Genomic DNA, 23,283 nt, shown 5'->3' with positions numbered 1-23,283 from the left:
AGATCGAGATCGACGACGATTCGGTATCGACATCCACCTGCCAAGCTATCCCCGCGCCATGTCGACGAACTTCGATAGATGCAACTGGTGCGCGACGGTGATCGTCGCCGTCGGACCGTTACGGTGCTTGCCGACGATGATGTCAGCCTCGCCGGCACGTGGATCGTCGCGCTCCACCGCGTCGGGACGATGCAGCAGAATGACCATGTCGGCGTCCTGCTCCAACGATCCCGACTCACGAAGGTCCGAGACCTGCGGACGCTTGTCGGTGCGCTGTTCGGGTCCACGGTTCAGCTGGCTGATCGCGACCACGGGCACTTCCAGCTCTTTGGCCAGCAGCTTGATCGATCGGGAAAACTCCGAGACCTCCTGCTGACGCGACTCGACCTTCTTGCCCGAGGTCATCAGCTGCATGTAGTCGATGACCACCAGCTTGAGGTCGTGGCGCTGCTTGAGTCGACGTGCCTTCGCGCGGATCTCCATCATCGTCAGGTTCGGCGAGTCGTCGATGAATAGCGGAGCCTCAGTGATCTCACCCATGCGACGCGCGAGGCGGCTCCAGTCGTCGTCGGACATGTTGCCTGACCGCATGTCGCCGAGTTTGACGCGCGCCTCCGCAGACAGCAGACGCATGACGATCTCGGTCTTGCTCATCTCCAGCGAGAACATGACCGCTGCCAGACCGTTGTGGATCGAGGCCGACCGCAGCCAGTCCATGGCGAGTGTCGAGTTGTGGGTCGGCACCATCGCTTCGCCCGCGAGGTACAGGTGCTCGGGATTGTCCACCTGCACGCACCGCACGGGCACGCTCGGCACCGACCGGACCGACGTCACCAGACGCGACCGGACCTGTGTCCGCAACTCCTTGTGACGCTGCATCTTGTCGTGGACGGTGAACACGTCGTCGGGGGCCGCCAACCGGATCCAACCGCTACTGGCTCGCCGGAACGTGTAGCCGAGGCCGGCGGCGAGATCGCCGACGATGCCCGACATGTGGCTCGTAGCTGCGGGAACGGTGATCCACCCGTCGTCGTCGACCCGGGCACGCGAATCGAGGATTCCCGACAGCAGAGCGCGACGCTGGCCGACTGATCCGCGCAGATACTCGCGCGGCACGCGTCCGCCGAGATCGGCCATCAGCGTCATCACATCGACAGGCCCCTCGGTCTCAATCCGCAGAGAGATCTCCGGATCGTCGTACGCCATCCCGGCCAGCGCGCCGACCGTGTAGGGACCGTAGGCGAGCGGTCGGTGCGGCAACTGGATCGGCGCCGAGTTCTGCACCGTCGCCCGGCCCGCATATCGCTGCAGCGCGTCGGTCGTCACCACTTCGCGTCGGCCGTCGACCTCGGCGAACCACTGGTGCTGCTGGTCGGCGATCAACGACGAGCCGTCGTCGAACTCCACCTCGAAGCACGGACGGTGCGTCATCACCTCGGTCGCGGCTACCACCCTGGTCGGCTTGCCGTCCGCGCCGAACAGACGGTCGCCGACGGCCACCTTGCCCATCGTCGTGAACCCGTTCGGGGTCGGCAGCGGAGTGTCGAGCGCCAACGCCTTCCCCATGCCCGGACGCGCGGCGACGATGATCATCTGTCCGGGGTGCAGCCCGTTCGTCAGCTTGTCGAAATCGGCGAACCCGGTCGGCACGCCCAGCGAGAGGCCGCCGCGCGACGCGATCGAGTCGAGTTCGTCGAGCGTCGGCTGCAGCAGTTCTTCCAAGACGACGTAGTCCTCGGCGGTCCGTCGCTCGGTGACCTCGTACACCTCGGCCTGGGCGCGGTCGACGACCTCGGCGACGTCCTGTCCGCCGTCGCCCGCGTAGCCGTACTGCACGATGCGGGTGCCCGCCTCGACCAGACGCCGCAGGATCGCCTTCTCGCCGACGATCTCGGCGTAGTAGCCCGCATTGGCCGCGGTCGGCACCGTCGAGATCAGCGTGTGAATGTAAGGGGCCCCGCCGACCTTGCGGATGTCGCCTCGGCGTTCGAGTTCGGCGGTGACGGTGACCGCGTCCGCGGGCTCACCGCGCCCGTACAGCTCCAGGATCGCGTCGTAGACCGCCTGGTGCGCAGGCTTGTAGAAATCACCGGGGCGGACCCGCTCGAGAACGTCGGCGACCGCGTCCTTCGACAACAACATGCCGCCGAGCACCGACTGCTCCGCCTGCAGGTCTTGCGGAGGCTGACGGCCGTAGTCCTCCCGCGGCGGCGCACTGTGCTCGTCCGGCTCTGGACCCTGGTCCTGCAGTGCCGTCACCCGCGCCTCCCCCGTGCAGTCGATCGTCGTCGGCCCGTCAGGCCGTTGTTCCCATCCGTTCAGCCGCCCATGGGTGAACTGAAACCTTCCCAGAGGTTAGGGCCACGCAACCGGCGCCACAAACCACCCCTGTGGACAACACTGTTGATGAAGTGTGGACAACGTCGAAAACCTCTGGACGACGTGTGAACGCAACTGTGGATGGTCTGGGGAATTCCCCGGCAGATCCTTACTCATCCGCAGGTCAGACCGCCTTCTGCAATTCCCCAACAGCGACTTCCACAATTGTCGGCGTGTTGCGTTGCGCCACGCCCGGGAAGAACTCCACACCAGGTTGAGACCCTGCGCCGCCCCGAGAGGCGTAACCGACCGATTCATCTGAATGACCGACATGTCATCCCGGTCACGAGCATGGGAGTTGACCGGCCCGCCTCGCGGGTCGAGGCGGGTGCACCGCAGCCTCAGTTCTCTTGTCCCACCCTCGTCAGCGACGCAGTGCCCCGGACGCATTGAACTCCGCTTCGCGGTCGGCCATCTGCGCCCGGTACCAGTTCTCGCGGTGCGCGACCATCCACTTCTCGTGGACGCGGCCGATCACCGGGACTCGACGCAGCGTCTCGATCGCGAACACGAGCGGGTACCGCAGGACGATCCACGCGATCCCGGGCAGCGCATTCGGCATGTCGTAGCGGGCGTACGTCGTCGGGAACATGAACAGCCGCGAGTACGCAGCGTAGATCGCACCGTTGTACTGCTCACGCACCCGCTGCAAGCCGGTGTGCCCCTTCCGCGGCGCGAACGCGCGCGGGAACGACTCAATGAGCTCAGCACCGTGCTCGCCCGCGTCATGACTGCGCGTGGCCGAGACGAGAGCGAGCAGGCGAAGGGTGTCCGCGATGGTCTCCGGGTACCACGTGTTGCGGATGCCGAGCAGATAACCCATGTAGCGCTGGAAGTGGATGAGCGAATTGATCTCGCCGCGCGTGGTCTGCACGCCGACGCCCCACAAGGCGAGCGCCGGGACGACGCTGCCGCCCGCAAGCGTCAACAGCTGATAGGCCTGGCTGATCGGGTAGCCCCACCGCGACTCGTCCCACTCTGGGTGCTTCGCGACGCCGCGACGCACAGCCACGTGCATCACTCGCACCATCATCGCGGTCGCACGCCCCTGGCTCCCCGGCGTCAGCAGTGCGTGGGGCTGCGAGACGTCGATCCAGAACTTCGCCGTCTCCAGGAAGCGACGCAGTGCGTTGTCCCCGGCATACCCGCCCGCCAGCGAGAGCGGTGTCGCGACGGCGGCCTCGGTGTACATCTCGAGGGTCTCGCCGCCCGCGACACTGAACAGGAACGTGCCCCAACGGCGCCACACCTGGGCTCCCGCTTCGACGATCTCGGGGTCGACCCACTCGGGGACGTCCTCGAACTCACGGAACAGTTCGACCATCGCCTCCGGCGGGCTCTCGACTCTACCGATGCCGTGGTCGAGCGCCTGTTTGAGCATCGCTCGACCGGCTTCGCTTCCGATGGCGCCATGAAACACCTCGTCGACGAAGCGCTCGGCCACCGGATCCGAGTGATACATGTCCCCGCAGAACGCCTCGATCTGCTCCGTGGTCGGAAAGATGTCCTTACCGGTGAGCCCCTTCGCGAGCTTCCGCGCACGCCGCACCACCGGATGCTTCATCGTCTCCCGGTACGGGAAAGCCGTCGGTGTCGGGCGCTTGGCCGGTGCAGATGCGGTGACGGGCTTGGGCGATGTTGTGGTCACGCCCGTAACCATACCACGAGGTATGGTTAGACTCGTCTCATGACACCGCGACCTCGCAGCAGCCGCCTGTCGGCCATCGACTGGGTCGACGCTGCACTCGACCTCCTGACCGCCGACGGCGTCGCCGCCGTCAAGATCTCCCGACTGTGCGAGCGACTAAAGGTCACCAAGGGCAGCTTCTACTGGCACTTCGCCGACCTGGACGCGCTGTGGGAGGCGATGGCCGAACGTTGGCGCGAGACACACGACGCCAAGTTCACCGGTTTCGACGAGATCGCGTCACTACCTCCCGGCCAGCGGGTGGCCGCACTCGCGACCATGCTGATGGACGAACGAAATCTGACGGTCGAGGCCGCGATCCGCGATTGGGCACGCGTCAACCCGCGGGTGGCCGAGTCGGTGCGCAAGATCGACAGCGAGGTGTTCGACGCCGTCACCGCGGCGCTACGGGAACTCGACATCGACGAGGAGCGCGCACGGCTGACGGCGGGACTGCTCGTCTACGCCGGAATCGGCTACATCCACGGCCACGACGCGCTGCCGTCGCCGACCGCCGACGAACTCAGGTCCGTGATCGCGGGGTTGCTCGGCGCCTAGTCGTACTCGGCAACCACTAGTCGCCGACCCGCTCGAACACGGCCGCCAAGCCCTGCCCGCCACCGATGCACATGGTCTCCAACGCGTACCGCCCCTGACGGCGGTCGAGTTCGCGGAGCATCGTCGCCAGGATTCGGACGCCCGTCGCACCGACCGGATGGCCGAGCGAGATGCCGGAGCCGTTGACGTTGATCCGTTCGTGGTCGTCTGTGCCTAGCCCGAGGGCCGCGGTGCAGGCCAGGACCTGCGCAGCGAACGCCTCGTTCAGCTCGATCAGGTCGACGTCGGCGAGCGTCAGGCCTGCGCGCTCCAACGCGAGGGTCGACGACGGGACCGGCCCGATTCCCATGCGTGAGGGTTCGACACCGGCGACCGCCCACGTCACCAGGCGTGCCAGCGGACGAAGGCCGAGCCGGGCCGCTTCTTCTTCGGTGGCGACGATGCATGCCGCAGCGCCGTCGTTCTGGCCGCTCGCGTTGCCCGCGGTGACAGTGGCTCCCGGATCAACCTTCCGCCGGACCGGGCGCAGCGCCGCGAGGGCCTCCGCCGAGATGTCGGGACGTGGATGCTCGTCGAGATCATGAAAGACGTCCCCGCGACGGGTGGACACGGTGACAGGCACGATCTCGTCGTCGAACCGTCCCTCCCGCTGGGCGGCGACGGCCCGAAGATGCGAGTCGAGGGCGAGCTCGTCCTGAGCCTCCCGACTGATCGAGTACTCGGCGCGCAGGTTCTCGGCGGTCTCGAGCATCCCACCTCCGACCGGATGCCGCTTGCCTCCGGCGGTGACTCGGCCGCGGGCGATCCGATCCGACAGCGCCGCGTCCGCGCCGCGGAGGCCGAACCGCAAGCCGAGCGCGTAGTGCTCGGCCTGGCTCATGCTGTCGGCTCCGCCCGCGACGACAAGGTCGGCAACACCGGTCTGCACGCGCATCGCCGCGTCGATGACCGCCTGCAACCCGGACCCGCACCGCCGATCGATCTGCAGGCCCGGCACCCGCACGTCGAGTCCCGCGTCGAGCAGCGCGACGCGGCCGATGGCCGGCGCCTCGCCGTTGGGATAGCACTGCCCGAAAATCACGTCATCGATGTCGCTGCTGCCGACGCCCGTCCGACCGACCAGCGCTGCCACCACCGTCGACGCCAGGTCGGCGGCGGGCACGGAAGCGAAGATCCCGCCGTAGCCGCCGACGGGCGTTCGGATCGGCTCGCAGATCACCGCGTCGCGCATCGTCACTCTCCTACCCGGGCCGATTTCTGATCTACGGCCGCAATCGTCTGGCTCCGACGATAGGTTCTTCTCATGGACCGATAGGAAGGTATTCATGAATAGGCTTTGCGCCACAGACGATCTCACTGACGTTCAGCGCGACATCCTCGCGACGGTCCGGGCGTTCGTCGACGAGAAGATCATGCCGGTGGCGACGACGCTCGAACACGCCGACGAGTACCCGACGCAGATCGTCGAGCAGATGAAGGAGCTCGGCCTGTTCGGTCTGACGATCGACGAGGCGTACGGCGGGGTCGGCGAGTCTCTCCTCACGTACGCGCTCGTGGTCGAGGAGCTCTCGCGCGGCTGGATGAGTGTCAGCGGCATCCTCAACACCCATTTCATCGTCGCCTATCTGCTGGCACAGCACGGCACCGACGAACAGAAGGCCAAGTATCTGCCCCGTCTGGCGACAGGCGAGCTGACCGGCGCATTCTCCATGTCCGAGCCTGCGCTCGGCTCCGACGTCGCCGCCATCACAACGACGGCGTCGCCGACCGGCAACGGCGACTATTCGATCACCGGCCAGAAGATGTGGCTCACGAACGGCGGCACGTCGAGTCTCGTCGCCGTCCTCGTCCGCACCCCGGAGGGCAGCGACCGCCCACACCGCAACCTGACGACGTTCCTATTGGAGAAGACACCGGGGTTCGGGGAGGTCGCGCCGGGCCTGACCATCCCCGGGAAGATCGAGAAGATGGGATACAAGGGCGTCGACACCACCGAACTGCTCTTTGACGGCTACCGCATCGCCGCAGACGAAGTCCTCGGCGGCACACCGGGTCGCGGTTTCTACCAGATGATGGATGGCGTCGAAGTCGGCCGCGTCAACGTGGCCGCGCGAGCCGTGGGCGTCGCACACCGGGCGTTCGAGCTGGGCACGGCGTACGCGAAGCAGCGAGAGACGTTCGGCAAGCCGATCGCGCAGCACCAAGCCGTGCTGTTCCGAATCGCGGAGATGGGCACGAAAGTCGAAACCGCCCACCAGATGGTGGTCCGCGCGGCCCGGGTGAAGGATGCGGGTGAACGCAACGACCTCGAGGCGGGCATGGCCAAGTATCTCGCGTCCGAGTATTGCCGTGACGTCGTCGAAGACTCGTTCCGCATCCACGGCGGGTACGGCTTCGCGAAGGAGTACGAGATCGAGCGCCTCTACCGCGAAGCCCCCATGCTGTTGATCGGCGAAGGGACCGCCGACATCCAACGCATGATCATCGGCAGACGACTGTTGGAGGAGTGAGACGACGAAACGCCGGTTCCCGCAAGGGGACCGGCGTTTCGAGTCTATCGGTGCGTCAGGCGACGACCGTCAGGTTGAGCTTCGCTTCGACCTTCGGGTGCAGCTTGACGACGACCGGGTACGAGCCGACGGCCTTGATGTGGCCCTTCGGCAGCGACACGTTGCGCTTGTCGACGGCGGGTCCGCCCGCGGTGCGGATGGCTCCGGCGACGTCGCCTGCCGAGACCGAACCGAACAGCTTGCCCGAGTCGTGGGTCTTGACAGTCAGCGAGACCGCGTCGAGGCCTTCGAGCGCCTGCTTGATCTCGTTGGCGTGTTCCAGGTCGCGCACGGCGCGGGCGTCCTGGGCGCGGCGGATGCCTTCGACCTGCTTCTCGGCCCCACGGGTGGCGACGATGGCGAGGTTGCGCGGCAGCAGGTAGTTGCGGCCGTAACCGTCGCGGACCTCGACGAGGTCGCCGGCTTCGCCGAGGTTCTCGACAGCGGCAGTCAGGATCAGCTTCATTTCAGTTGTCCTTCCCGCTCAGCGTCCGGTCGAGGTGAAGGGCAGGAGCGCCACTTCACGCGAGTTCTTGACGGCCACCGCGATGTCGCGCTGGTGCTGAACGCAGTTGCCGGTGACGCGACGCGAACGGATCTTGCCGCGATCCGACAGGAAGCGACGCAGGAGCGCCGTGTCCTTGTAATCGATGTCGGTCTTCTTGTCCTTGCAGAAGGTGCAGGCCTTGGCCTTGGTGACCTTCTCTACACGGGGCTTGCGCCCCTTTTGCTTTGCCATGTGATGCTCCAGTCGAGTGCCTCCGGGCTGGCGGGCCCGGAATCAGAAAGGTGGTTCGTCGTCCCCACCGGCGAAGCCGCCGCCGGCAGCTGGTGCGCTGCCCCACGGGTCGTCGGCCGGCTGGCTCGATGCGGGAGGGCGGCCGCCACCGGAGTTATTTCCTCCTCCGTAGCTGCCACCGGAGTTGTTTCCGCCTCCGTAGCCTCCGCCCGAGTTCCCTCCGCCGCTGAAACCGCCGCCACGCTGGGTCTTGGTGACCTGCGCAGTGGCGTAGCGAACCGAGGGACCGATCTCGTCCACTTCCAGCTCAACGACGGTGCGACGCTCCCCTTCACGGGTTTCGTACGACCGCTGCTTGAGCTTGCCCTGCACGATGACCCGGGTGCCCTTCCTGAGCGATTCGGTCACGTTCTCCGCGGCGTCACGCCAGATGCTGCAGCGAAGGAACAGCGCTTCGCCGTCCTTCCACTCGTTCGTCTGACGATCGAAGGTGCGCGGAGTGGATGCCACGGTGAAGTTGGCGACCGGCGCTCCGGACGGCGTGAAACGCAGTTCCGGATCAGCGGTCAGGTTTCCGACAACCGTGATGACCGTGTCAGTCATGAGACTCCCCTAAATCGATGTGGAACGCCCCGCGGCGAACCTTTGAAGGATGGTTACGCACCACCCTAAAGGTGCCCGCCGACAATGTCAGGGCAGATTTCCACAAGCTCGTGCAGTGTGGACGCGCCCCGCGCCTACTTGCGCAGGACCTTGGTCCGCAGAACCGACTCGTTCAGCTTCAGCTGACGGTCGAGCTCGTTGACCGTGTCCGGGGTCGCGTTGAGATCGATGACGGCGTAGATGCCTTCGTTGTTCTTGGCGATCTCGTAGGCAAGACGGCGCTTGCCCCAGATATCGACGTTATCCACGCTGCCGCCGTCCTTACGGACGACATTGAGGAAAGTATCCAGTGAAGGGGCGACGGTGCGCTCGTCCAGACTCGGATCGAGGATTACCATCAGTTCGTAGTGACGCATGAAACCACATCACCTCCCATGGGCTAGGTCGGCCGCGGACTGTCCGCGGCAGGAGGGTCGCCTGCGTCGGCAACCCGTTCAGGCTACACGAGCAGTCCGTGACCAGCGAAATCGCGTGTCGGCCACTACTCTGTCCCCCATGCCAGGAGACTTGCCGTCGGTGCGGCCGGGCCGATTTCGTCGCCGCAGCGCAAGAGTCGGCATTCGCGCCAACGGCGAGCGGACGCTGATCCTCACCGTGTCTCTGCTGGCCACCGCGGTGACCGTCTTCTGGGGTTTCCGCGCCAAGTTCGTGTGCGGCGGTGCGCCGTTCGACGACGCGGGGCGCAGCGAGATCTTCCCGAGCGGGCCGAGGGGCACTTTGATCCCCTGCTATTCGGATCTGATGCAACTGTGGACCACACGCGGTCTCGGCGAGCATCTGATGCCGTACGTGCACGGCGGGATCGACGCACAGGGTCAGCTGTTCGGCGGTGTGGTCGAGTATCCGGTCCTGTCCGGACTGCTCATCTGGTTCGGTGCCGCCGGGAGCGAAACAGATGTGGAGTTTTTCACCCACAGCGCACTGATCCTGGCGCCGTTCGCGTTCGCGACGACGATCCTGCTCGCCCTGATGACGCGCTGGTGGGTGCTGCTGTGGGCGGCCACCCCACCGCTGGTGCTGTACGCGTTCCACAACTGGGAGCTGCCAGTCGTCTTCACATCGGTCGCCGCAATCGCAATCATGGCGTACGGCGCGAGCGCCAACCCGGAGACCGGCGGGCGCCGACTGCCGGTGCGGCACACAGCGATCGCGGCGACGGTGATGCTCGGCATCGGCTTCTCGTTGAAGATCTATCCGGGGCTCTTCGTCCTGCCGGTCGCCCTCTATGTGTTGACGTCGGGCGGAGTGACGGGAGCGGGCGGGAGCACTGCCGCGGCGCGACGCGTGCGTGACTGGGCTGGCGCCGGATGGGTGGCGGTGACTGCGGTCGTCACCGTCGCCGCCGCCCAGTTGCCGTTCGTGATCGCCGGATTCGACGGGTGGAAGGCGGCCCTCGACTTCCAGGGGCAACGTCGCGCAGACGTGACGACGAACAGCATCTGGTATTGGGGTCTGCGATTTCTGACCGGTGGCGAGACCTCCGTGTACCGCTCGTTCGTCGACATCATGTCGCCGCTGGCGATCGTCGTCGGCGTCGCCGTGGTCACCGTGGTGGGGTGGCGGATCCTCCAGCGCGACGGTGTCTATCCGTGGCTGCCGGTCGCTGCGTCGATACTCGCCGTGTTCATGTTGTTCCACAAGGTTCACTCGCCCCAATACACGCTGTGGATCCTGCCGTTCTTCGTCCTGCTACGGGTTCGCGCGCCGTTGATCGTGACGTATCTCGTCGCCGACATCGTCCTGGACCTGTCGGTGTTCCGGATGCTCGGTATGTCGAATGACGACGGCCAGTACGCACAGGTGGTGACGGGGATCGTCGCCGCAAGCACGTGGGTGCAGGCGATCGTTCTGGCGGTGTTGATCGTCTCGTTCGTGAGCGCCCGGCCTCGGCAGCCGCTCGCCTCCTACCTGTCGGGCGTCACGCCGCGGCCGGGCCCGTTGACCAGGTTGTCTGCGGCGGACGCCGCCGAGGCGAGGGCATGGGTCGGAGAGCCGACGTACTCGCGCGGAAGCGTCGTGCTCCGCCCGATCGTGGCATCCGACGCGCCCGCGCTCGCTGGGCTCGTCGACGACTCCGACCTTCCCCTCTACCAGTGGACCGGGCCGATTCCACGGACCACGCAGGCAGCGGCGGCGTGGATCGCGGAGGCCGCGACGTCGACGACTCGGGTAGCGTTCGCCGTCGTGCACGACGGCCGGCTGGTCGGTACCACCAGCTTCTACGATGTCGACGCCGCGAACCGGAGCCTGTCGATCGGCTACACGTTCTACAGTGCCGACGCGATGGGCACCGCGGTCAATCCGACGGCCAAGCTGCTTCTGCTCGACCACGCGTTTGACGTGTGCGGAGCGGTCCGCGTCGTCTGGCACACGCACGAGTCCAACGAACGGTCGCGGGCGGCGATCAGCAAGTTGGGCGCCGAGTTCGAGGGGCTGCTGCCGAAGCATCGAAGGTTTGCACGGGGCGAGCGAAGCGAGGGGGAATCGACGCCGGGCGAGCGAAGCGAGGGGGAATCGACACCGGGCGAGCGAAGCGAGGGGGAATCGACGCCGGGCGAGCGAAGCGAGGGGGCATCGACGACTGCCTGGCGTACGACGGCCCAGTTCGCGATGACCGACGATGCGTGGCCGACTCGCCGGGAGGTTCTCGTTGCGCGTGCTACCCCGCCGGAGAGCGCAGCAGATGCTGAGCGGGAGCGGGTCTGACGAGCACGGGCTTGGCCATCTCCCACACGACGTACGCGCACAGCCCGGCGACCATCAGCCACCGTGCGGCGGACACGATGTAGAAGAATTCGACGGGCAGCCACTTGCGGTCGGGTTCGAGGAACAGCGCCATCCGCGGTACCCACAACAGCGCGTCGAAAGTCATCCACGCCAGGAGGACTCGGCGGTGCGGTATGGCCAGGACGGCGAGCGGAACGAGCCACAGCGAGGTCTCCGGCCGCCAGTCCTTGCCGATCAGCAGGGCTCCTGCGACCAGCAGGAACATCAGGGCGGGCAGTCGCGGTTCTCGTGGTGACCGCATCGCCAGGTATGTGACGCCTGCGACGACGGCGATCATGAGCGCGAAGACGAGCGCGGTGACGAGGACCGCCGACGGCTCCCACCCGGTCATCTGGGTGATCAATCGGTAGACGCTGTCGGGTCCGGCGGCGGCGTCTCGCCAGGCGGTGAACCAGGCGCCCCACCCTGACGGGTAGATGGCGGCCACCGGGATGTTGATGACGGCCCAGCTGAGGACGGCTGCGGCGGCGACCACCAGCGAATCGCGCACCCGTCTCTCCCGCACGCACAGCAGGCCGATCGCGACGAGGAGCAGAACGGGGTAGAACGCGGTGGCTGCGCCGAGTCCGATGAATAGTCCGGTGAGTTTCATCCGGTCGCGCGACCACGCGTACATGGCGAGCGCGGTGAACATGACGGGCAGCACTTCGAACGCGGTGAACGCGTGGACCAGCACGAGCGGGGACACTGCGATGAGCGCGACGACCCACGGGTCTCGTCTGCGTGTCCGCATCGTCGCCCAGATCGCGATCAGCCAGCCGAGGGCCAGCAGCACGGCCGCGATGTTGAAGTAGTTGACGACGTCGAGCGCTCTGGGCAGCCCGATCGCCTCAGTCAGGCTGCCCCATCCTCGTGACGCTTGCGCGACGACGTACATGAATGCGCCGGTGACGACGGGTTCTTCGAGGTACTTCTTCTCGCCGTCGGTGTTCCAGAACGTGCGGTACGGTGCAGCGCCTTCGGCCAGATCGTGCGGCGTCAATCGGTTCTCCGAGTAGCCCGCGACGATGTTCGAGTAGCAGAGCCCGTAGAACTGGCGTTGATCGTCCCAGTCGAGCCGACTCTGGCCGGGCTGTCCATCGACCGTCGTCTGTTGGATGCAGCCCGCTTTGCCGAACCAGCCGAGGGCGAGGACGGCGAGTGCGATCAGGAACACGACGCGCAATGGCGTCCAGTGGCGGCTGCGTCCGACGGCTGCGTGCACACCGACGGGTCCGCCGATCGAGGTGCTCAACTGCGTGATCATCGGTTCGGTCCACGACGGCAGCACCCGATCGGTGGCCAGCCGGCGGTCGTCGCACAGCGGTGCGGGCGAGTCGACGTCGGCAGCCGAGTCGAGCCCGGCCGACGCTGTCGGCTCGGGCTCACTCGGTGACGATGTCGAATCCACTATCGCGACTCTATTTCAGGCGGCTCCATCACGGCGATGTCGCCGCGCCGCCGGAGTCGTCGTCTCCGCCTTGCCCGCCGATTTCGGGTTCCCCGCCGCCGGAGTCGCCGTTGCCGCCGTTCCCGTTGCCACTGTTCCCGTCGTTGCCCCCGCTGTTGCCGGAGCCCCCGTTCCCATTGCCCCCGTTTCCGTTGCCCCCGCCGTCGCCGTTACCGAAAGGGATGGTCACACCCGGGGCGATGGTGATGTCACCGTCCTCGCCCTGTCCGGGGATACGCGGCCGGTCCCTGGTCCGCGTCGGGCCCTCGGTCTCGGTCGGGGTGTACGTGTTGGTCGGCGGCACGTAGGGCACGCCTGCCTGTCCGCCGACGGACTCCGGTTCCGGGAAATCCTCGATCGGATCGCCTGCGAGCGCAGCGTCCATCTGTGCTTTCCAGATCTGCGCGGGCAGCCCACTGCCGTAGATCGTGCCACCGGAGTAGTTCCGCAGAGCGGTGCCCTTGTTGGTGCCGACCCAGACGGCAGTCGACAGCTGCGGCGTGTAGCCGACCATCCACGCGTCCTTGTTCTCTCCGGTGTCGCCGAGCTGGGCGGTGCCGGTCTTGGCCGCGGACGGGCGCGCACCAAGCGTCGGGTCCGAGAGCGAGTTGCCGTTCGAGTAGCCCGCGATCGGCTCCATGGCGGCGGTCACATTGTCGGCGACGGCCTTCGAGATGACCCGCTTGCCCTTGTCCTTGTCACGTTCGAACAGGACTTCGCCCGTCGACGTCTCGACCTTCTGCACGAAGTACGGCTCGCGGTAGATGCCCGACGCGGCGAGCGTCGCGTACGCCGACGCCATGTCGAGGACTCGGCTCGGGTACTGACCGAGCACCACACCGCCTTCGGGGTGGCCGTTCTCCTCGGCGAGAGTGTGCTCGATGGTGCCGAAGCTCTCGGCGATGCCGAGTTTGTGCGCGGCGTCCGCCACCGCCTGGGCCCCGCCGTTGAGATCCATCATCAGGCGGTAGTAGACGGTGTTGAGCGACATCTTCAACGCGGTCGCGAGGTTGCACGTGCCGCAGCTCTCGCCGTCCGAGTTGTTGATCGTGAGGCCTGCCGGTCCCTCGTACGGGGCTGACGAGTACTGCTGCGACAGCGGAATGTCCTGTTCGAGGCCTGCGACGAGCGCGAACACCTTGAAGACCGATCCGGTCTGCAGACCTGCGGACCCGTAGTCCCAGCCGTTGCCGTCCATGCCGCCGAAGTAGCCGACGACTCCGCCGGTGTCCGGGTCGATGGAGACCGACGCGGTGCGCAGGTCCTTCGGTTCGCCGGACAGTTTGGCGCGGGCCTGGCTGACGAGCGCGTTCTGCACCTTCGGCCGGAGGGACGTGGTGATCTTCAGGCCGCCGGTGCGGACGTCCTGCTCGCTGATGCCCAGTTCGTCGAGTTCGGCGAGCACCTGTTGCTTGATGTGCCCGCTCGGCCCGGAAGTGTCTGTCGACGTGTCTTGTTTGGGTTCGGTGACCTTCGGGAACTTCTGTCGGTCGCGGTCGACCTTGGGCAGGTATCCGATGGACTGCATTCCGTCGAGGACGTAGTTCCACCGGCTGGTCGCCACTTCCGGGTCGACGGCGGGGTCGTAGATCGACGGACCGCGGATCACCGCGGCGAGCAGCGCCGCCTCGCTCGCGGTCAGCTTCTTGAGGTCGTGACCGAAGTACGCCTTCGACGCTGCGGCGACACCGTAGGCGCCGCGACCGAAGTAGATGGTGTTCAGGTAGGCCGCCATGATGTCGTCCTTTGACCATTGGCGGGACATCTTGGTGGCGATCGCGAGTTCTTTGAACTTGCGCTTGTAACTGACTTCGTCGCCGACGATCGCGTTCTTCACGTACTGCTGGGTGATCGTCGAGCCGCCACCCGCGTCGCTGCCTCTGAGCTTGCCGAGCGCCGCCCGCGTGAACCCGGACAGCGAGAAGCCGACGTTGTCGTCGAAGTCGCGGTCTTCGGCTGCCTTCACGGCGGCGACCATCGAGGCCGGGATCTCCTCGTAGGTAACGTCGGTGCGGTTGCCTTCTTCGGGAACGATCTGCGCGATCTTCCCGCCGTTGGCATAGGTGATGGTCGCGACCTGGTTCTGTTTGATGTCTCCGGGTGCGGGAACGTCGACCGTCACGTAGGTGAACACGAACACGATCACTCCGAGTAGAGCCACAACGGGCACCACACCGGCTGCCAGGCCGAGAACCCACGCGACCACCTTTGCGGTGGTCCGTCGTCCCTCGGTCTTGTCACCAGCCTCGCTGGTCATCGCTCACCCACTTCTCTGTACTCCTCAGCCTGTACAGACTGTCGTTGACAACTCTGACGTACGGCAGCGCCGCTGCCAACTCTTCACGGTCGCCGATCCGGTCATATGGAGTCTTCTCTACGTCTATTTCGCCACGCGGCGCCGCTTTGTTGCAGGCCGGGGCTTCTTCTCGGGTCGGGCCACACCGGCAACGTACGACTGGACGAGATAGTTCCAGCGGCAAGTCCGGCACACTTCGACGACGTGCACCGTGAACTCCGGCGACGACGTCGCGAGAGCGGTGATCTCCGAGTCGGTCCGGGCTGTGCCCGAGGGCGCTCCACCCGCCCCGCCGAACACCCATGACACCAGCGTGACTTGCTCTTTGCGGCAGACCGGGCACGGCCGCTGCGTGATCTGGCCGTGGAACTTCGCAGCTCGCAGCAGGTATGTGTCGCCGTCGCACACGTCCGACAGCGCCATCTGGCCCGCACGGAGGCGAGCCAGGGTGCTCCTCCGCGCTAGGGCGTAGTCGACGAGTTGGCGCTGCACGGTGTCCAGGGTAGACGCGAGCGGAAGGACCACCGCGTGTGATGAAGATCAACGGCCCGCCCCTACTGCTCAGTTCGTTCTCAATTATATCGATGCGATACATTGGATGCTGCATCTAGCCGTCACAATGCGTCGAAAGGGGTCCGTCGTGCTCGAACTCGCCGTCTTGGGCCTTCTCCTCGAAGCGCCGATGCACGGTTACGAGCTGCGTAAGCGTCTGACCGGCCTGTTGGGCGCATTCCGCGCGTTCAGTTACGGCTCGCTGTATCCGACGCTGCGCCGGATGCGCGCCGACGGGCTGATCACCGAGGACGAGCCGGAGACGTTGACCGGCGCCAAGGTCCGCCGCGGCCGCCGGGTCTACCGGCTGACCCCGCAGGGCGAGGCCCGCTTCAGCGAACTCGTCGCCGACACCGGACCGCAGAATTACACCGACGACGGCTTCGGGGTGCATCTGGCGTTCTTCAGCCGCACGCCCGCCGTCGCGCGGTTACGGATCTTGGAGGGCAGGCGTCGTCAGGTGGAGGAGCGTCGGGAAGGGCTCCGCGACATGCTCGGGCGCTCGTCGCGCGGCAACGACCACTACACGCGGCAGATGCACGAATTGAGCTTGGAGACCTCCGAACGCGAAGTCCAATGGCTCAACAAGCTGATCGCCGACGAAGCATCGACCGGCTCGAAGGATTTGAATGCCGATGTGCCGGGTTCCGGCGACGGCATCGAAGTAGGAAATGAATCGGCGGTACCGCATTCCGCCGTATCGTCACACGAAGAAGGAGAGCCCGACCATGGGTGAAACCAACAGCGTGCGCGTGGCCATCGTTGGCGTGGGTAACTGCGCCTCATCCTTGGTCCAGGGCGTGCACTACTACAAGGACGCCGACGAGAACTCGACGGTTCCGGGCCTCATGCACGTCAAGTTCGGTCAGTACCACGTCCGCGACGTGGAGTTCGTCGCCGCGTTCGACGTCGACGCCAAGAAGGTCGGCTTCGACCTCGCCGAGGCTATCGGCAACAGCGAGAACAACACGATCAAGATCGCTGACGTTCCCCCGCTGAACGTCCCGGTCCAGCGCGGCCACACCCTCGACGGTCTCGGCAAGTACTACAAGGAGACCATCACCGAGGCCGACGGCGACGGCGTCGACGTCGTGAAGGCACTCAAGGACGCCCAGGTCGACGTCCTCGTCAGCTACCTCCCGGTCGGCTCGGAGCAGGCCGACAAGTTCTACGCCCAGTGCGCGATCGATGCGGGCGTCGCGTTCGTCAACGCTCTCCCCGTCTTCATCGCGTCCGACCCGGAGTGGGCGAAGAAGTTCGCCGATGCGGGCGTCCCGATCGTCGGCGACGACATCAAGAGCCAGGTCGGCGCCACCATCACCCACCGCGTGATGGCGAAGCTGTTCGAGGATCGCGGCGTCGCCCTCGACCGCACGTACCAGCTGAACGTCGGCGGCAACATGGACTTCAAGAACATGCTCGAGCGTGAGCGTCTCGAGTCGAAGAAGGTCTCGAAGACCCAGGCCGTCACCAGCAACCTGCACGGTTCGCTCGCGAACAAGGTGTACGACAAGAACGTGCACATCGGCCCGTCCGACTACGTCGCATGGCTCGACGATCGCAAGTGGGCGTACGTCCGTCTCGAAGGCCGCGCCTTCGGCGACGTGCCGCTGAACCTCGAGTACAAGCTCGAGGTCTGGGACTCCCCGAACTCGGCAGGCATCATCATCGACGCCGTCCGCGCCGCGAAGATCGCCAAGGACCGCGGCCTCGGCGGCCCGATCCTGCCCGCCTCGGCCTACCTGATGAAGAGCCCGCCGGAGCAGATCGCCGACGACGTCGCGCGCACCCAGCTCGAAGCATTCATCATCGGCGCCGACTAAGGCTCCACAACTCGTCGCTCGAGCGACGAGCGCGCGATCCCCAAGACACGTCGACGGCACGGCTCACCTGGTGAGCCGTGCCGTCGTCGTCGTGCATCACTCGACCTCGCACGTCACTGCGTTCACCCGAAGGTCGGAGCCGTCGGTACGCGGGTGAGGCGCGGCCGGGTTCGGCGCGCGAGGTTCGACGCCGCGACAGCCTGCCACGTGGTGAGCGCGAACATGAGGGTCAGCACGGCTGCCGGTAGGTAGAGGCCCGCACCGACGGACAGGGCGGCTTCCGATCCGGTGGCTTCGGTCGTGTCACCCGTGTCGAACTGACCTAGTTCGCCGGTTCCGGAGACGGCGACCGACGGGTGCAGCCAGGTGAAGAGCAGGACGAAGAGCGCCGAAGCGGTCGCCAGGCTCAGGAATGTGAAGATCCTCCGGTCGCGACCGCGCCACGCGTAGAGGGCGCCGACTGCGGCGCCGAGCGCCAGCACGATCGGGATGAGCGCGGCCGCGGCGTAGCCGGAGGCGATCACGTCGTAGCCGGTCACGTCCATCTGGGCGCCGCCCGAGCCCGGGCAGTTCACCTCGTACGCGTCGCAGGTCCGGTCCCAGTACTCGGTCAGCGACGTGTCCTGGCCGAACAGCAGGTACATCAGGAAGTCTTCGTCGCCGAGCAGACTCAGGAGTCGTCCGCTGACGTCGATCGAGATCAACGGCAGCATCGTCAGGCCGAGTCCGACGAGCCCCAGCACCGAAGTGACGCCCGCAACCATCCGCGAGGTGTTCACGGCGTTCCCGCGGAGCCGGTGGGCGGCTGCTGCGGCGGAATCGGCGCGATCTGCGTCGATTCGAACGGCACCGAGGGCGGCTGCGGGAAAGGCGGCTGGTCGGGAGGCGGCTGGTCGGGACGCGTCTGGTCGAAAGGCGGCTGGTCGAAAGGCGTCGGGGCCCAGCCCGGCGCGGGCGGTTGGGACATCGGGGGTTGGGGCATCGGGGGTTGGGGCATCGGGGGTTGGGGCGCGAAGGCTCCGGCCTGCGGACCCGCAGGTGCGGCGAACTCGGGCCCGCGAGGCAGGTGCGGCTCGTCGCCGCCGTTGCGCCAGTATGCGATGCCCGCGGCAGCGGATGCGAGGAACCCGAACACGACGGCGATGATCAGGCCGGCGCCCGGGCCGATGTCGACGACGCGGTCGACGAGGTCGTCGACCGACTTGACGCCGACGTCGGACAGTTCCTCCGACGCGTCCTTCTCGAGGTCGCCGCTGAGGGAGACGCCCGGCAAGGGATTGGACATCATCAGGACCAGACCGAGGAGGGTCGCCGCGATCGCACTGACCGCGGACACGAGTGAGCCTTGCCGGCGCCCGAGGAGGCCGGGGATCGCGGTGACCGCGGCGACGAGCATCAGGATCGGGATGGCGAGCGCGACGACGGGCGCGTTGAACGGCACGATCGTGTAGAAGCCCATACCCACTTCGACTGTGCCGTCCACCGAGTCGTCGACCTTGCCCGGGTCCACGGTGATCGAGTACAGGTCGAGCAGTGAGCAGAACAGGACGATGACGCCTGCGACGACGGTGGCCCCCGAGGCGATCCGTCCGATGTCGAACGATGTGCGCGGCGGACCACCCATCGGCGGGTAGCCCGGCATCGGTCCGGTCGGCGGCTGCGGTCTAGGCCCGGACCCCTGGATGAACGGCTGCATCCGACTGTCTCCTTACTCTTCGGCGCCGACCCCTTCGCGGCACCGTGGTGTCAGGAGCGTAATGCCGATCATCGACATACACGCCACAACGCGGCGCGATTGTGAACCGTTCGAACGACGCGCGAGACGTCAGACGTCGAGGATGTGTCGCTGCCCGGATCGGTACCGTTTGCGGTCCTCGGCCTTCAGCGGCTCGAGGAAGGGCAGTTCCCACAGCGGGTGCACCGCGGCGTCCTTCGCCGGACTGTCGGATGCGGCGATGATCGAGTTGGCGACCCGCCGGCCCGCCTCATTGGCGCCCTCCATGGTCGCGAGGTCGATGTTGGTGCGGACGTGGTCGCCTCCTATGAAGAAGTTGGGGATCTTCGTGTGGGCGTGCGGGCGGTGTTCGTACGAGCCTGCCGTGTTGACCATCAGCGGCGTCGCATTCGTGATCTTCGGGGTCCAACTGATCCCGGGGTCGAGGGACCAGGCGACGATCTCGTCGTCGCGCAGGATTTTCTTTCCGCCCGCGTTCATCGCGCGGCTCATCTGCGCCCAGACCTCTTCGGCGATCTCCTTCTTGGTGCAGCGTTTGGCGGGCTTGCCGTAGAGGATTCCGGGTTCGTCCCAGTCGGAGATGTCGATGGACAGGCAGTCGCGGGTGCGGCCGTCACCGTACTTCTTGGCGAAGTCGACGCCCCAGGGTTTCGCCTGGAACAGTCCAGTCAACGCCCACGGCGTGCCGAGCGCGGCGATGTGGCCGGGCGGCAGGACGCTGCGCCGCGACAGATAGAACTGGATGCCGACCATCCAATCGTCGTTCAACTTCCCGATCCCGCGGAGCGACGGGTCGGCGGCCAGCAGGGCCGGACTCAGCAGCGGGCCGAGACGATCAATCGGCATCGCCGCGACATACCAGTCGGCGTCGACGGCGGCTCCCGACGTCAGCCGCGCACCGGTGATCTGGCCGCCCGCGTACTCGAACGCGGCGACGCCCTGGTTCGTCGCGAAGGTGACGCCGCGTCGTTTGAGATAGGCGACCCACGGGTCGATCCACGCGTGGTTGGTCGGCGCGTTGAGGATCCGGTCGACACCGCCGTTGATCGGACCGGTCCCGTACTGCGGTACGAGTCCGGTGGCCGACGTCGCGAGAGCCAGACCGATGGAGCCGATGGTGCGAGCCGATGCCGTCTCCGATTTGGCCGCGACGAGAGCCCGGGTGAGGGCTCCTGCCAGGTAGCGCCGGTACGCAGGTGACTTGCTGTCGGCCTTCACGAACTCACGCCACGACATCTTCTCCCACTGCCCGTACCGTCGTTCGTCGCAGCTCGTCGCGAAGATCAGTTCACGGTTGACGAAGTATGCGAGCTCGAGCGGCGAGATGTCGCGGACGAAACTCAGCCCGGTGGTGAGCGCGTTGCGCAGGTTGTCGAGATCGACGATCGGCCCCGCATGTTCGAGCATGCCGATCGCAGACGTCGGCGCAGTCGTCGGCGCGTATCCGGCGTCGTCGAATGCGATGACTGCAGTCTCGACGTTCACCAGGTGCCTGCTGCGAACGTTGCCACCGCCGGCGACCGGGATGCGTTCCATGGTGTCCGGGACGTGCTGGTAGCAGCCGGGGAAGAAGCGGAATCCGTGTTCGCCCGGCAGTGCCTTGCGGCGGCCTTTCGCGGTGCCGGGGACGTCGTGACTGAATGCTTTGCCGCCCAGCCTGCTCGGCTCGTACACGGTCACGGCGAAGCCGCGTTCGACGAGCTCGTGGGCGGCGGACAGCCCAGCCATCCCGCCTCCGAAGATCGCGACGTCGCGTCGTGATCGCTTCCGAGGGGCGGCCGTCGCCTGCGATGCCCACGGGTTCGCCGCAAGCACTCCGGTCGCCACCGCCGCGGCCGCCGCGCCTTTCAGAGCCGTTCTGCGCGTGATCGAGTCACGTTCGTCGTTCATGGGGTTCCCCGTCCCGTGGATGCGGCGTCCGAAGCAACGTCGCTGTCTGTGATGTGTACCACTGACCACTCCCCGAGTGGGACGGATTCTGAGAATAGTCTCACCGGCCGCGTGTTCCAGACTCACCGGCAGTGTCGTCGGATTCATCCGAAGCACCGACTTTGGGGAATCGCCCCCATGCCGACGAGGCCAGTTCACGCTAACCTTGGGAAACGAGGGCGGCAGACCTACGTTTCGGGCCTCTGGGAAGCCCGCTCTGGTTCAAATGACCGACTTCTCGTACGACCTGACACCGCCAGACGCCGATACAGTGACGCTGCACCGGACTTCGGGGTACGCGTCGACACCGAGCATCCAGCTCGCCGATTGAAAGGGAATGCACATGGGTGTGAGCTTGACCAAGGGCGGCAACGTCTCCCTCACCAAGGAGGCCCCCGGCCTGACGGCCGTCACGATCGGCCTCGGCTGGGACGTGCGGACCACGACCGGCACCGACTTCGATCTCGACGGCAGCGCGATCGCCCTCAAGACCGACAAGAGGGCCGTCTCCGACCAGCACTTCATCTTCTTCAACAACCTGCGCTCCCCGGACGGCTCCATCGAGCACACCGGTGACAACACCACCGGTGAGGGCGACGGCGACGACGAGGCGATCAACGTCGACCTGGCCGCTACTCCCCCGGAGGTCGACTCGATCGTCTTCCCCGTCTCGATCTACGACGCCGATGCTCGCAGCCAGTCGTTCGGCCAGGTCCGCAACGCGTTCATCCGTGTCGTCAACCGCGCCAACGGCTCGGAGATCGCCCGCTACGACCTCTCGGAGGATGCGTCGACCGAGACCGCGATGGTGTTCGGCGAGCTGTACCGCAACGGCGCCGAGTGGAAGTTCCGGGCCATCGGTCAGGGCTACGCGTCGGGCCTGGCGGGCATCGCCCGCGACTTCGGCGTCAACGTCTGACGACCGACTCCTCCGTTGCTGCGAGCGCGCCGTCGGTTCCGACGGTGCGCTCGCCTGCACCGGCGACGCTGAGCCCCTGCACACCGCAGACGCGCGCCGACCCCACCTGAAAGGCCGTCCCCGCACGTGATCCTCCGAATATTCGGTCTGTCGTTCCTCATCACCATCGTCTCGCTGGTGGTGGCGTTCATCTACGGCGGGCCAGAAGCACTGCTCCTGACCCTCATCCTCGGCATCCTCGAGATCTCGCTCTCGTTCGACAACGCCGTCATCAACGCCACTGTGCTCCGCCGGATGAGCGAGTTCTGGCAGAAGATCTTCCTCACCATCGGCATCCTGATCGCTGTGTTCGGCATGCGCGTGCTGTTCCCGCTGGCCGTGGTCTGGCTCGCGTCCGGGCTCAACCCCGTCGACGCCCTCGACCTCGCGTTGAACCCGCCCGCCGGCGACGCCGCGTACTTCGCGAACGGCGACCCGAGCTACGAGACGATCATCACCGACGCGCACCCGCAGATCGCTGCGTTCGGCGGCATGTTCCTTCTCATGCTGTTCCTCGGCTTCATCTTCGAGGACAAGGAGATCACCTGGCTCTCGTGGATCGAACGCCCGCTGATCCGCATCGGCAAGCTCGACATGCTCAACGTCGTCATCGCCACCGCGCTCCTGGTCATCACCGCGAGCTACATCGCGCCGGAAGGCAAAGCCAGCACTGTGATGATCGCGGGCGCGCTCGGCATGATCACCTACATCGTGGTCGACGGACTCGGTTCGCTGTTTCATACCGAGGAGGACGATGACGACTCGTCGGGACCGTCCGACCTGGTCAAGGCGACCGGCAAGGCGGGCTTCTTCCTGTTCCTATACCTGGAGGTCTTGGACGCGTCGTTCTCGTTCGACGGTGTGATCGGCGCCTTCGCGATCACCGCCGACCCGATCATCATCGCCCTCGGCCTCGGCCTGATCGGCGCCATGTTCGTCCGTTCGCTGACCGTGTACCTGGTCCGTCAGGGCACCTTGTCGGAGTACGTCTACCTCGAGCACGGTGCGCACTGGGCGATCGGCGCGCTCGCGTTGATCCTCATGTACTCGATCGGCACCCATGTCCCCGAGGTCGTCACCGGCCTCGTCGGTGTCGTCCTGATCGTTGCGGCGCTGATCACCAGCATCATCAGGAAGCGGCGTGAAGCCGCCGAAGCACCCGAACCCATTTCCGAACCCATCGACGCGAAGTAGGACGG

The 23,283-nt window shown here is 66.3% G+C and carries 20 protein-coding genes; 7 read left to right on the top strand and 13 right to left on the bottom strand.

Translation table 11 applies throughout. The features are described 5' to 3' along the window. Positions 1–45: 45 nt before the first annotated feature. Positions 46–2,259, bottom strand: a complete 2,214-nt coding sequence (gene dnaB / locus L5G28_RS03090) for a replicative DNA helicase (protein WP_504864847.1) — start codon at positions 2,257–2,259, stop codon at positions 46–48. A 484-nt stretch (positions 2,260–2,743) separates the two neighbouring features. After that, on the bottom strand, positions 2,744–4,027 hold the full coding sequence (locus L5G28_RS03085) for an oxygenase MpaB family protein (RefSeq protein ID WP_372477154.1): 1,284 nt from the start codon (positions 4,025–4,027) through the stop codon (positions 2,744–2,746). A 39-nt stretch (positions 4,028–4,066) separates the two neighbouring features. Here L5G28_RS03085 and L5G28_RS03080 point away from each other — a divergent pair, with 39 nt between their 5' ends. Beyond that, positions 4,067–4,624 carry a TetR/AcrR family transcriptional regulator gene (locus tag L5G28_RS03080; RefSeq protein ID WP_236998193.1) on the top strand — a complete coding sequence of 186 codons (558 nt, stop codon included), beginning with the start codon at positions 4,067–4,069 and terminating at the stop codon, positions 4,622–4,624. A 16-nt stretch (positions 4,625–4,640) separates the two neighbouring features. Here L5G28_RS03080 and L5G28_RS03075 read toward each other — a convergent pair whose 3' ends face one another. Continuing rightward, on the bottom strand, positions 4,641–5,855 hold the full coding sequence (locus L5G28_RS03075; RefSeq protein ID WP_236998194.1) for an acetyl-CoA C-acetyltransferase: 1,215 nt from the start codon (positions 5,853–5,855) through the stop codon (positions 4,641–4,643). A gap of 94 nt (positions 5,856–5,949) precedes the next feature. On the opposite strand from L5G28_RS03075, the gene L5G28_RS03070 reads away from it, so the two are divergent. After that, the gene (locus L5G28_RS03070) at positions 5,950–7,134 is read left to right on the top strand and encodes an acyl-CoA dehydrogenase family protein (protein WP_236998195.1); all 1,185 of its coding nucleotides are present in this window, start codon (positions 5,950–5,952) and stop codon (positions 7,132–7,134) included. Between the two features lie 55 nt (positions 7,135–7,189). Here the strand turns inward: L5G28_RS03070 and rplI are convergent, their stop codons facing one another. The 4 genes from rplI to rpsF form a co-directional block, all read right to left on the bottom strand. Further along, complete coding sequence (rplI, locus tag L5G28_RS03065; protein WP_236998196.1) at positions 7,190–7,639, bottom strand: 50S ribosomal protein L9; 450 nt, start codon at positions 7,637–7,639, stop codon at positions 7,190–7,192. Positions 7,640–7,657: 18 nt separating this feature from the next. After that, positions 7,658–7,912: a 30S ribosomal protein S18 gene (gene rpsR / locus L5G28_RS03060; protein ID WP_236998197.1), complete on the bottom strand. Its 255-nt coding sequence runs from the start codon at positions 7,910–7,912 to the stop codon at positions 7,658–7,660. Between the two features lie 42 nt (positions 7,913–7,954). Further along, positions 7,955–8,515 (bottom strand): single-stranded DNA-binding protein, encoded by a 561-nt coding sequence (locus L5G28_RS03055; RefSeq protein ID WP_236998198.1) that lies wholly within the window; start codon positions 8,513–8,515, stop codon positions 7,955–7,957. 134 nt (positions 8,516–8,649) lie between these two features. Further along, positions 8,650–8,931, bottom strand: a complete 282-nt coding sequence (gene rpsF / locus L5G28_RS03050; protein WP_236998199.1) for a 30S ribosomal protein S6 — start codon at positions 8,929–8,931, stop codon at positions 8,650–8,652. A 139-nt stretch (positions 8,932–9,070) separates the two neighbouring features. On the opposite strand from rpsF, the gene L5G28_RS03045 reads away from it, so the two are divergent. Then, positions 9,071–11,281 (top strand): GNAT family N-acetyltransferase, encoded by a 2,211-nt coding sequence (locus L5G28_RS03045; RefSeq protein ID WP_237000263.1) that lies wholly within the window; start codon positions 9,071–9,073, stop codon positions 11,279–11,281. Here the strand turns inward: L5G28_RS03045 and L5G28_RS03040 are convergent. From L5G28_RS03040 to L5G28_RS03030, 3 genes are all read right to left on the bottom strand, one after another. Further along, entirely contained in the window at positions 11,235–12,752 is a 1,518-nt protein-coding gene (locus L5G28_RS03040) for a glycosyltransferase family 87 protein (protein ID WP_237000262.1), read from the bottom strand. The two genes, L5G28_RS03045 and L5G28_RS03040, sit on opposite strands and share 47 nt — an antisense overlap. A 28-nt stretch (positions 12,753–12,780) precedes the next feature. Further along, positions 12,781–15,048, bottom strand: coding sequence for a transglycosylase domain-containing protein (locus tag L5G28_RS03035; protein WP_237000261.1), 2,268 nt, complete (start codon positions 15,046–15,048; stop codon positions 12,781–12,783). 123 nt (positions 15,049–15,171) lie between these two features. After that, positions 15,172–15,579, bottom strand: coding sequence for a DUF5318 family protein (locus L5G28_RS03030; RefSeq protein ID WP_237000260.1), 408 nt, complete (start codon positions 15,577–15,579; stop codon positions 15,172–15,174). 148 nt (positions 15,580–15,727) lie between these two features. On the opposite strand from L5G28_RS03030, the gene L5G28_RS03025 reads away from it, so the two are divergent. Both L5G28_RS03025 and L5G28_RS03020 read left to right on the top strand, forming a co-directional pair. Next, positions 15,728–16,375: a PadR family transcriptional regulator gene (locus L5G28_RS03025; protein ID WP_236998204.1), complete on the top strand. Its 648-nt coding sequence runs from the start codon at positions 15,728–15,730 to the stop codon at positions 16,373–16,375. Then, positions 16,368–17,462, top strand: coding sequence for an inositol-3-phosphate synthase (locus L5G28_RS03020; RefSeq protein ID WP_236998205.1), 1,095 nt, complete (start codon positions 16,368–16,370; stop codon positions 17,460–17,462). Before L5G28_RS03025 ends, L5G28_RS03020 begins: the two co-directional genes overlap by 8 nt. A 122-nt stretch (positions 17,463–17,584) precedes the next feature. Here L5G28_RS03020 and L5G28_RS03015 read toward each other — a convergent pair whose 3' ends face one another. The 3 genes from L5G28_RS03015 to L5G28_RS03005 form a co-directional block, all read right to left on the bottom strand. After that, positions 17,585–18,241: a hypothetical protein gene (locus tag L5G28_RS03015; protein WP_237000259.1), complete on the bottom strand. Its 657-nt coding sequence runs from the start codon at positions 18,239–18,241 to the stop codon at positions 17,585–17,587. Further along, positions 18,238–19,158 (bottom strand): hypothetical protein, encoded by a 921-nt coding sequence (locus tag L5G28_RS19265; RefSeq protein WP_265743675.1) that lies wholly within the window; start codon positions 19,156–19,158, stop codon positions 18,238–18,240. The genes L5G28_RS03015 and L5G28_RS19265 overlap by 4 nt, the downstream gene beginning before the upstream one ends. A 129-nt stretch (positions 19,159–19,287) precedes the next feature. After that, positions 19,288–21,087, bottom strand: a complete 1,800-nt coding sequence (locus tag L5G28_RS03005; RefSeq protein ID WP_237000258.1) for a hydroxysqualene dehydroxylase — start codon at positions 21,085–21,087, stop codon at positions 19,288–19,290. A gap of 382 nt (positions 21,088–21,469) precedes the next feature. Between L5G28_RS03005 and L5G28_RS03000 the strand changes: the two genes are divergently transcribed. Further along, positions 21,470–22,045: a TerD family protein gene (locus tag L5G28_RS03000; protein WP_236998232.1), complete on the top strand. Its 576-nt coding sequence runs from the start codon at positions 21,470–21,472 to the stop codon at positions 22,043–22,045. 126 nt (positions 22,046–22,171) lie between these two features. After that, on the top strand, positions 22,172–23,278 hold the full coding sequence (locus L5G28_RS02995; protein WP_237000257.1) for a DUF475 domain-containing protein: 1,107 nt from the start codon (positions 22,172–22,174) through the stop codon (positions 23,276–23,278). Positions 23,279–23,283 lie beyond the last annotated feature (5 nt).

Source organism: Gordonia liuliyuniae, assembly GCF_021739025.1.
Taxonomy (GTDB): domain Bacteria; phylum Actinomycetota; class Actinomycetes; order Mycobacteriales; family Mycobacteriaceae; genus Gordonia; species Gordonia liuliyuniae.
The sequence above is the reverse complement of the archived record's forward strand: the minus strand, read 5'-3'. Positions and strand labels throughout refer to the sequence as shown.

Coding starts and splice junctions, on each gene's coding strand:
- L5G28_RS03080 (WP_236998193.1), top strand. CDS start 4,067: ATGACACCGCGACCTCGCAGCAGCCGCCTGTCGGCCATCGACTGGGTC.
- L5G28_RS03075 (WP_236998194.1), bottom strand. CDS start 5,855: ATGCGCGACGCGGTGATCTGCGAGCCGATCCGAACGCCCGTCGGCGGC.
- L5G28_RS03070 (WP_236998195.1), top strand. CDS start 5,950: ATGAATAGGCTTTGCGCCACAGACGATCTCACTGACGTTCAGCGCGAC.
- rplI (WP_236998196.1), bottom strand. CDS start 7,639: ATGAAGCTGATCCTGACTGCCGCTGTCGAGAACCTCGGCGAAGCCGGC.
- rpsR (WP_236998197.1), bottom strand. CDS start 7,912: ATGGCAAAGCAAAAGGGGCGCAAGCCCCGTGTAGAGAAGGTCACCAAG.
- L5G28_RS03055 (WP_236998198.1), bottom strand. CDS start 8,515: ATGACTGACACGGTCATCACGGTTGTCGGAAACCTGACCGCTGATCCG.
- rpsF (WP_236998199.1), bottom strand. CDS start 8,931: ATGCGTCACTACGAACTGATGGTAATCCTCGATCCGAGTCTGGACGAG.
- L5G28_RS03045 (WP_237000263.1), top strand. CDS start 9,071: ATGCCAGGAGACTTGCCGTCGGTGCGGCCGGGCCGATTTCGTCGCCGC.
- L5G28_RS03035 (WP_237000261.1), bottom strand. CDS start 15,048: ATGACCAGCGAGGCTGGTGACAAGACCGAGGGACGACGGACCACCGCA.
- L5G28_RS03020 (WP_236998205.1), top strand. CDS start 16,368: ATGGGTGAAACCAACAGCGTGCGCGTGGCCATCGTTGGCGTGGGTAAC.
- L5G28_RS19265 (WP_265743675.1), bottom strand. CDS start 19,158: ATGCAGCCGTTCATCCAGGGGTCCGGGCCTAGACCGCAGCCGCCGACC.
- L5G28_RS03005 (WP_237000258.1), bottom strand. CDS start 21,087: ATGAACGACGAACGTGACTCGATCACGCGCAGAACGGCTCTGAAAGGC.
- L5G28_RS03000 (WP_236998232.1), top strand. CDS start 21,470: ATGGGTGTGAGCTTGACCAAGGGCGGCAACGTCTCCCTCACCAAGGAG.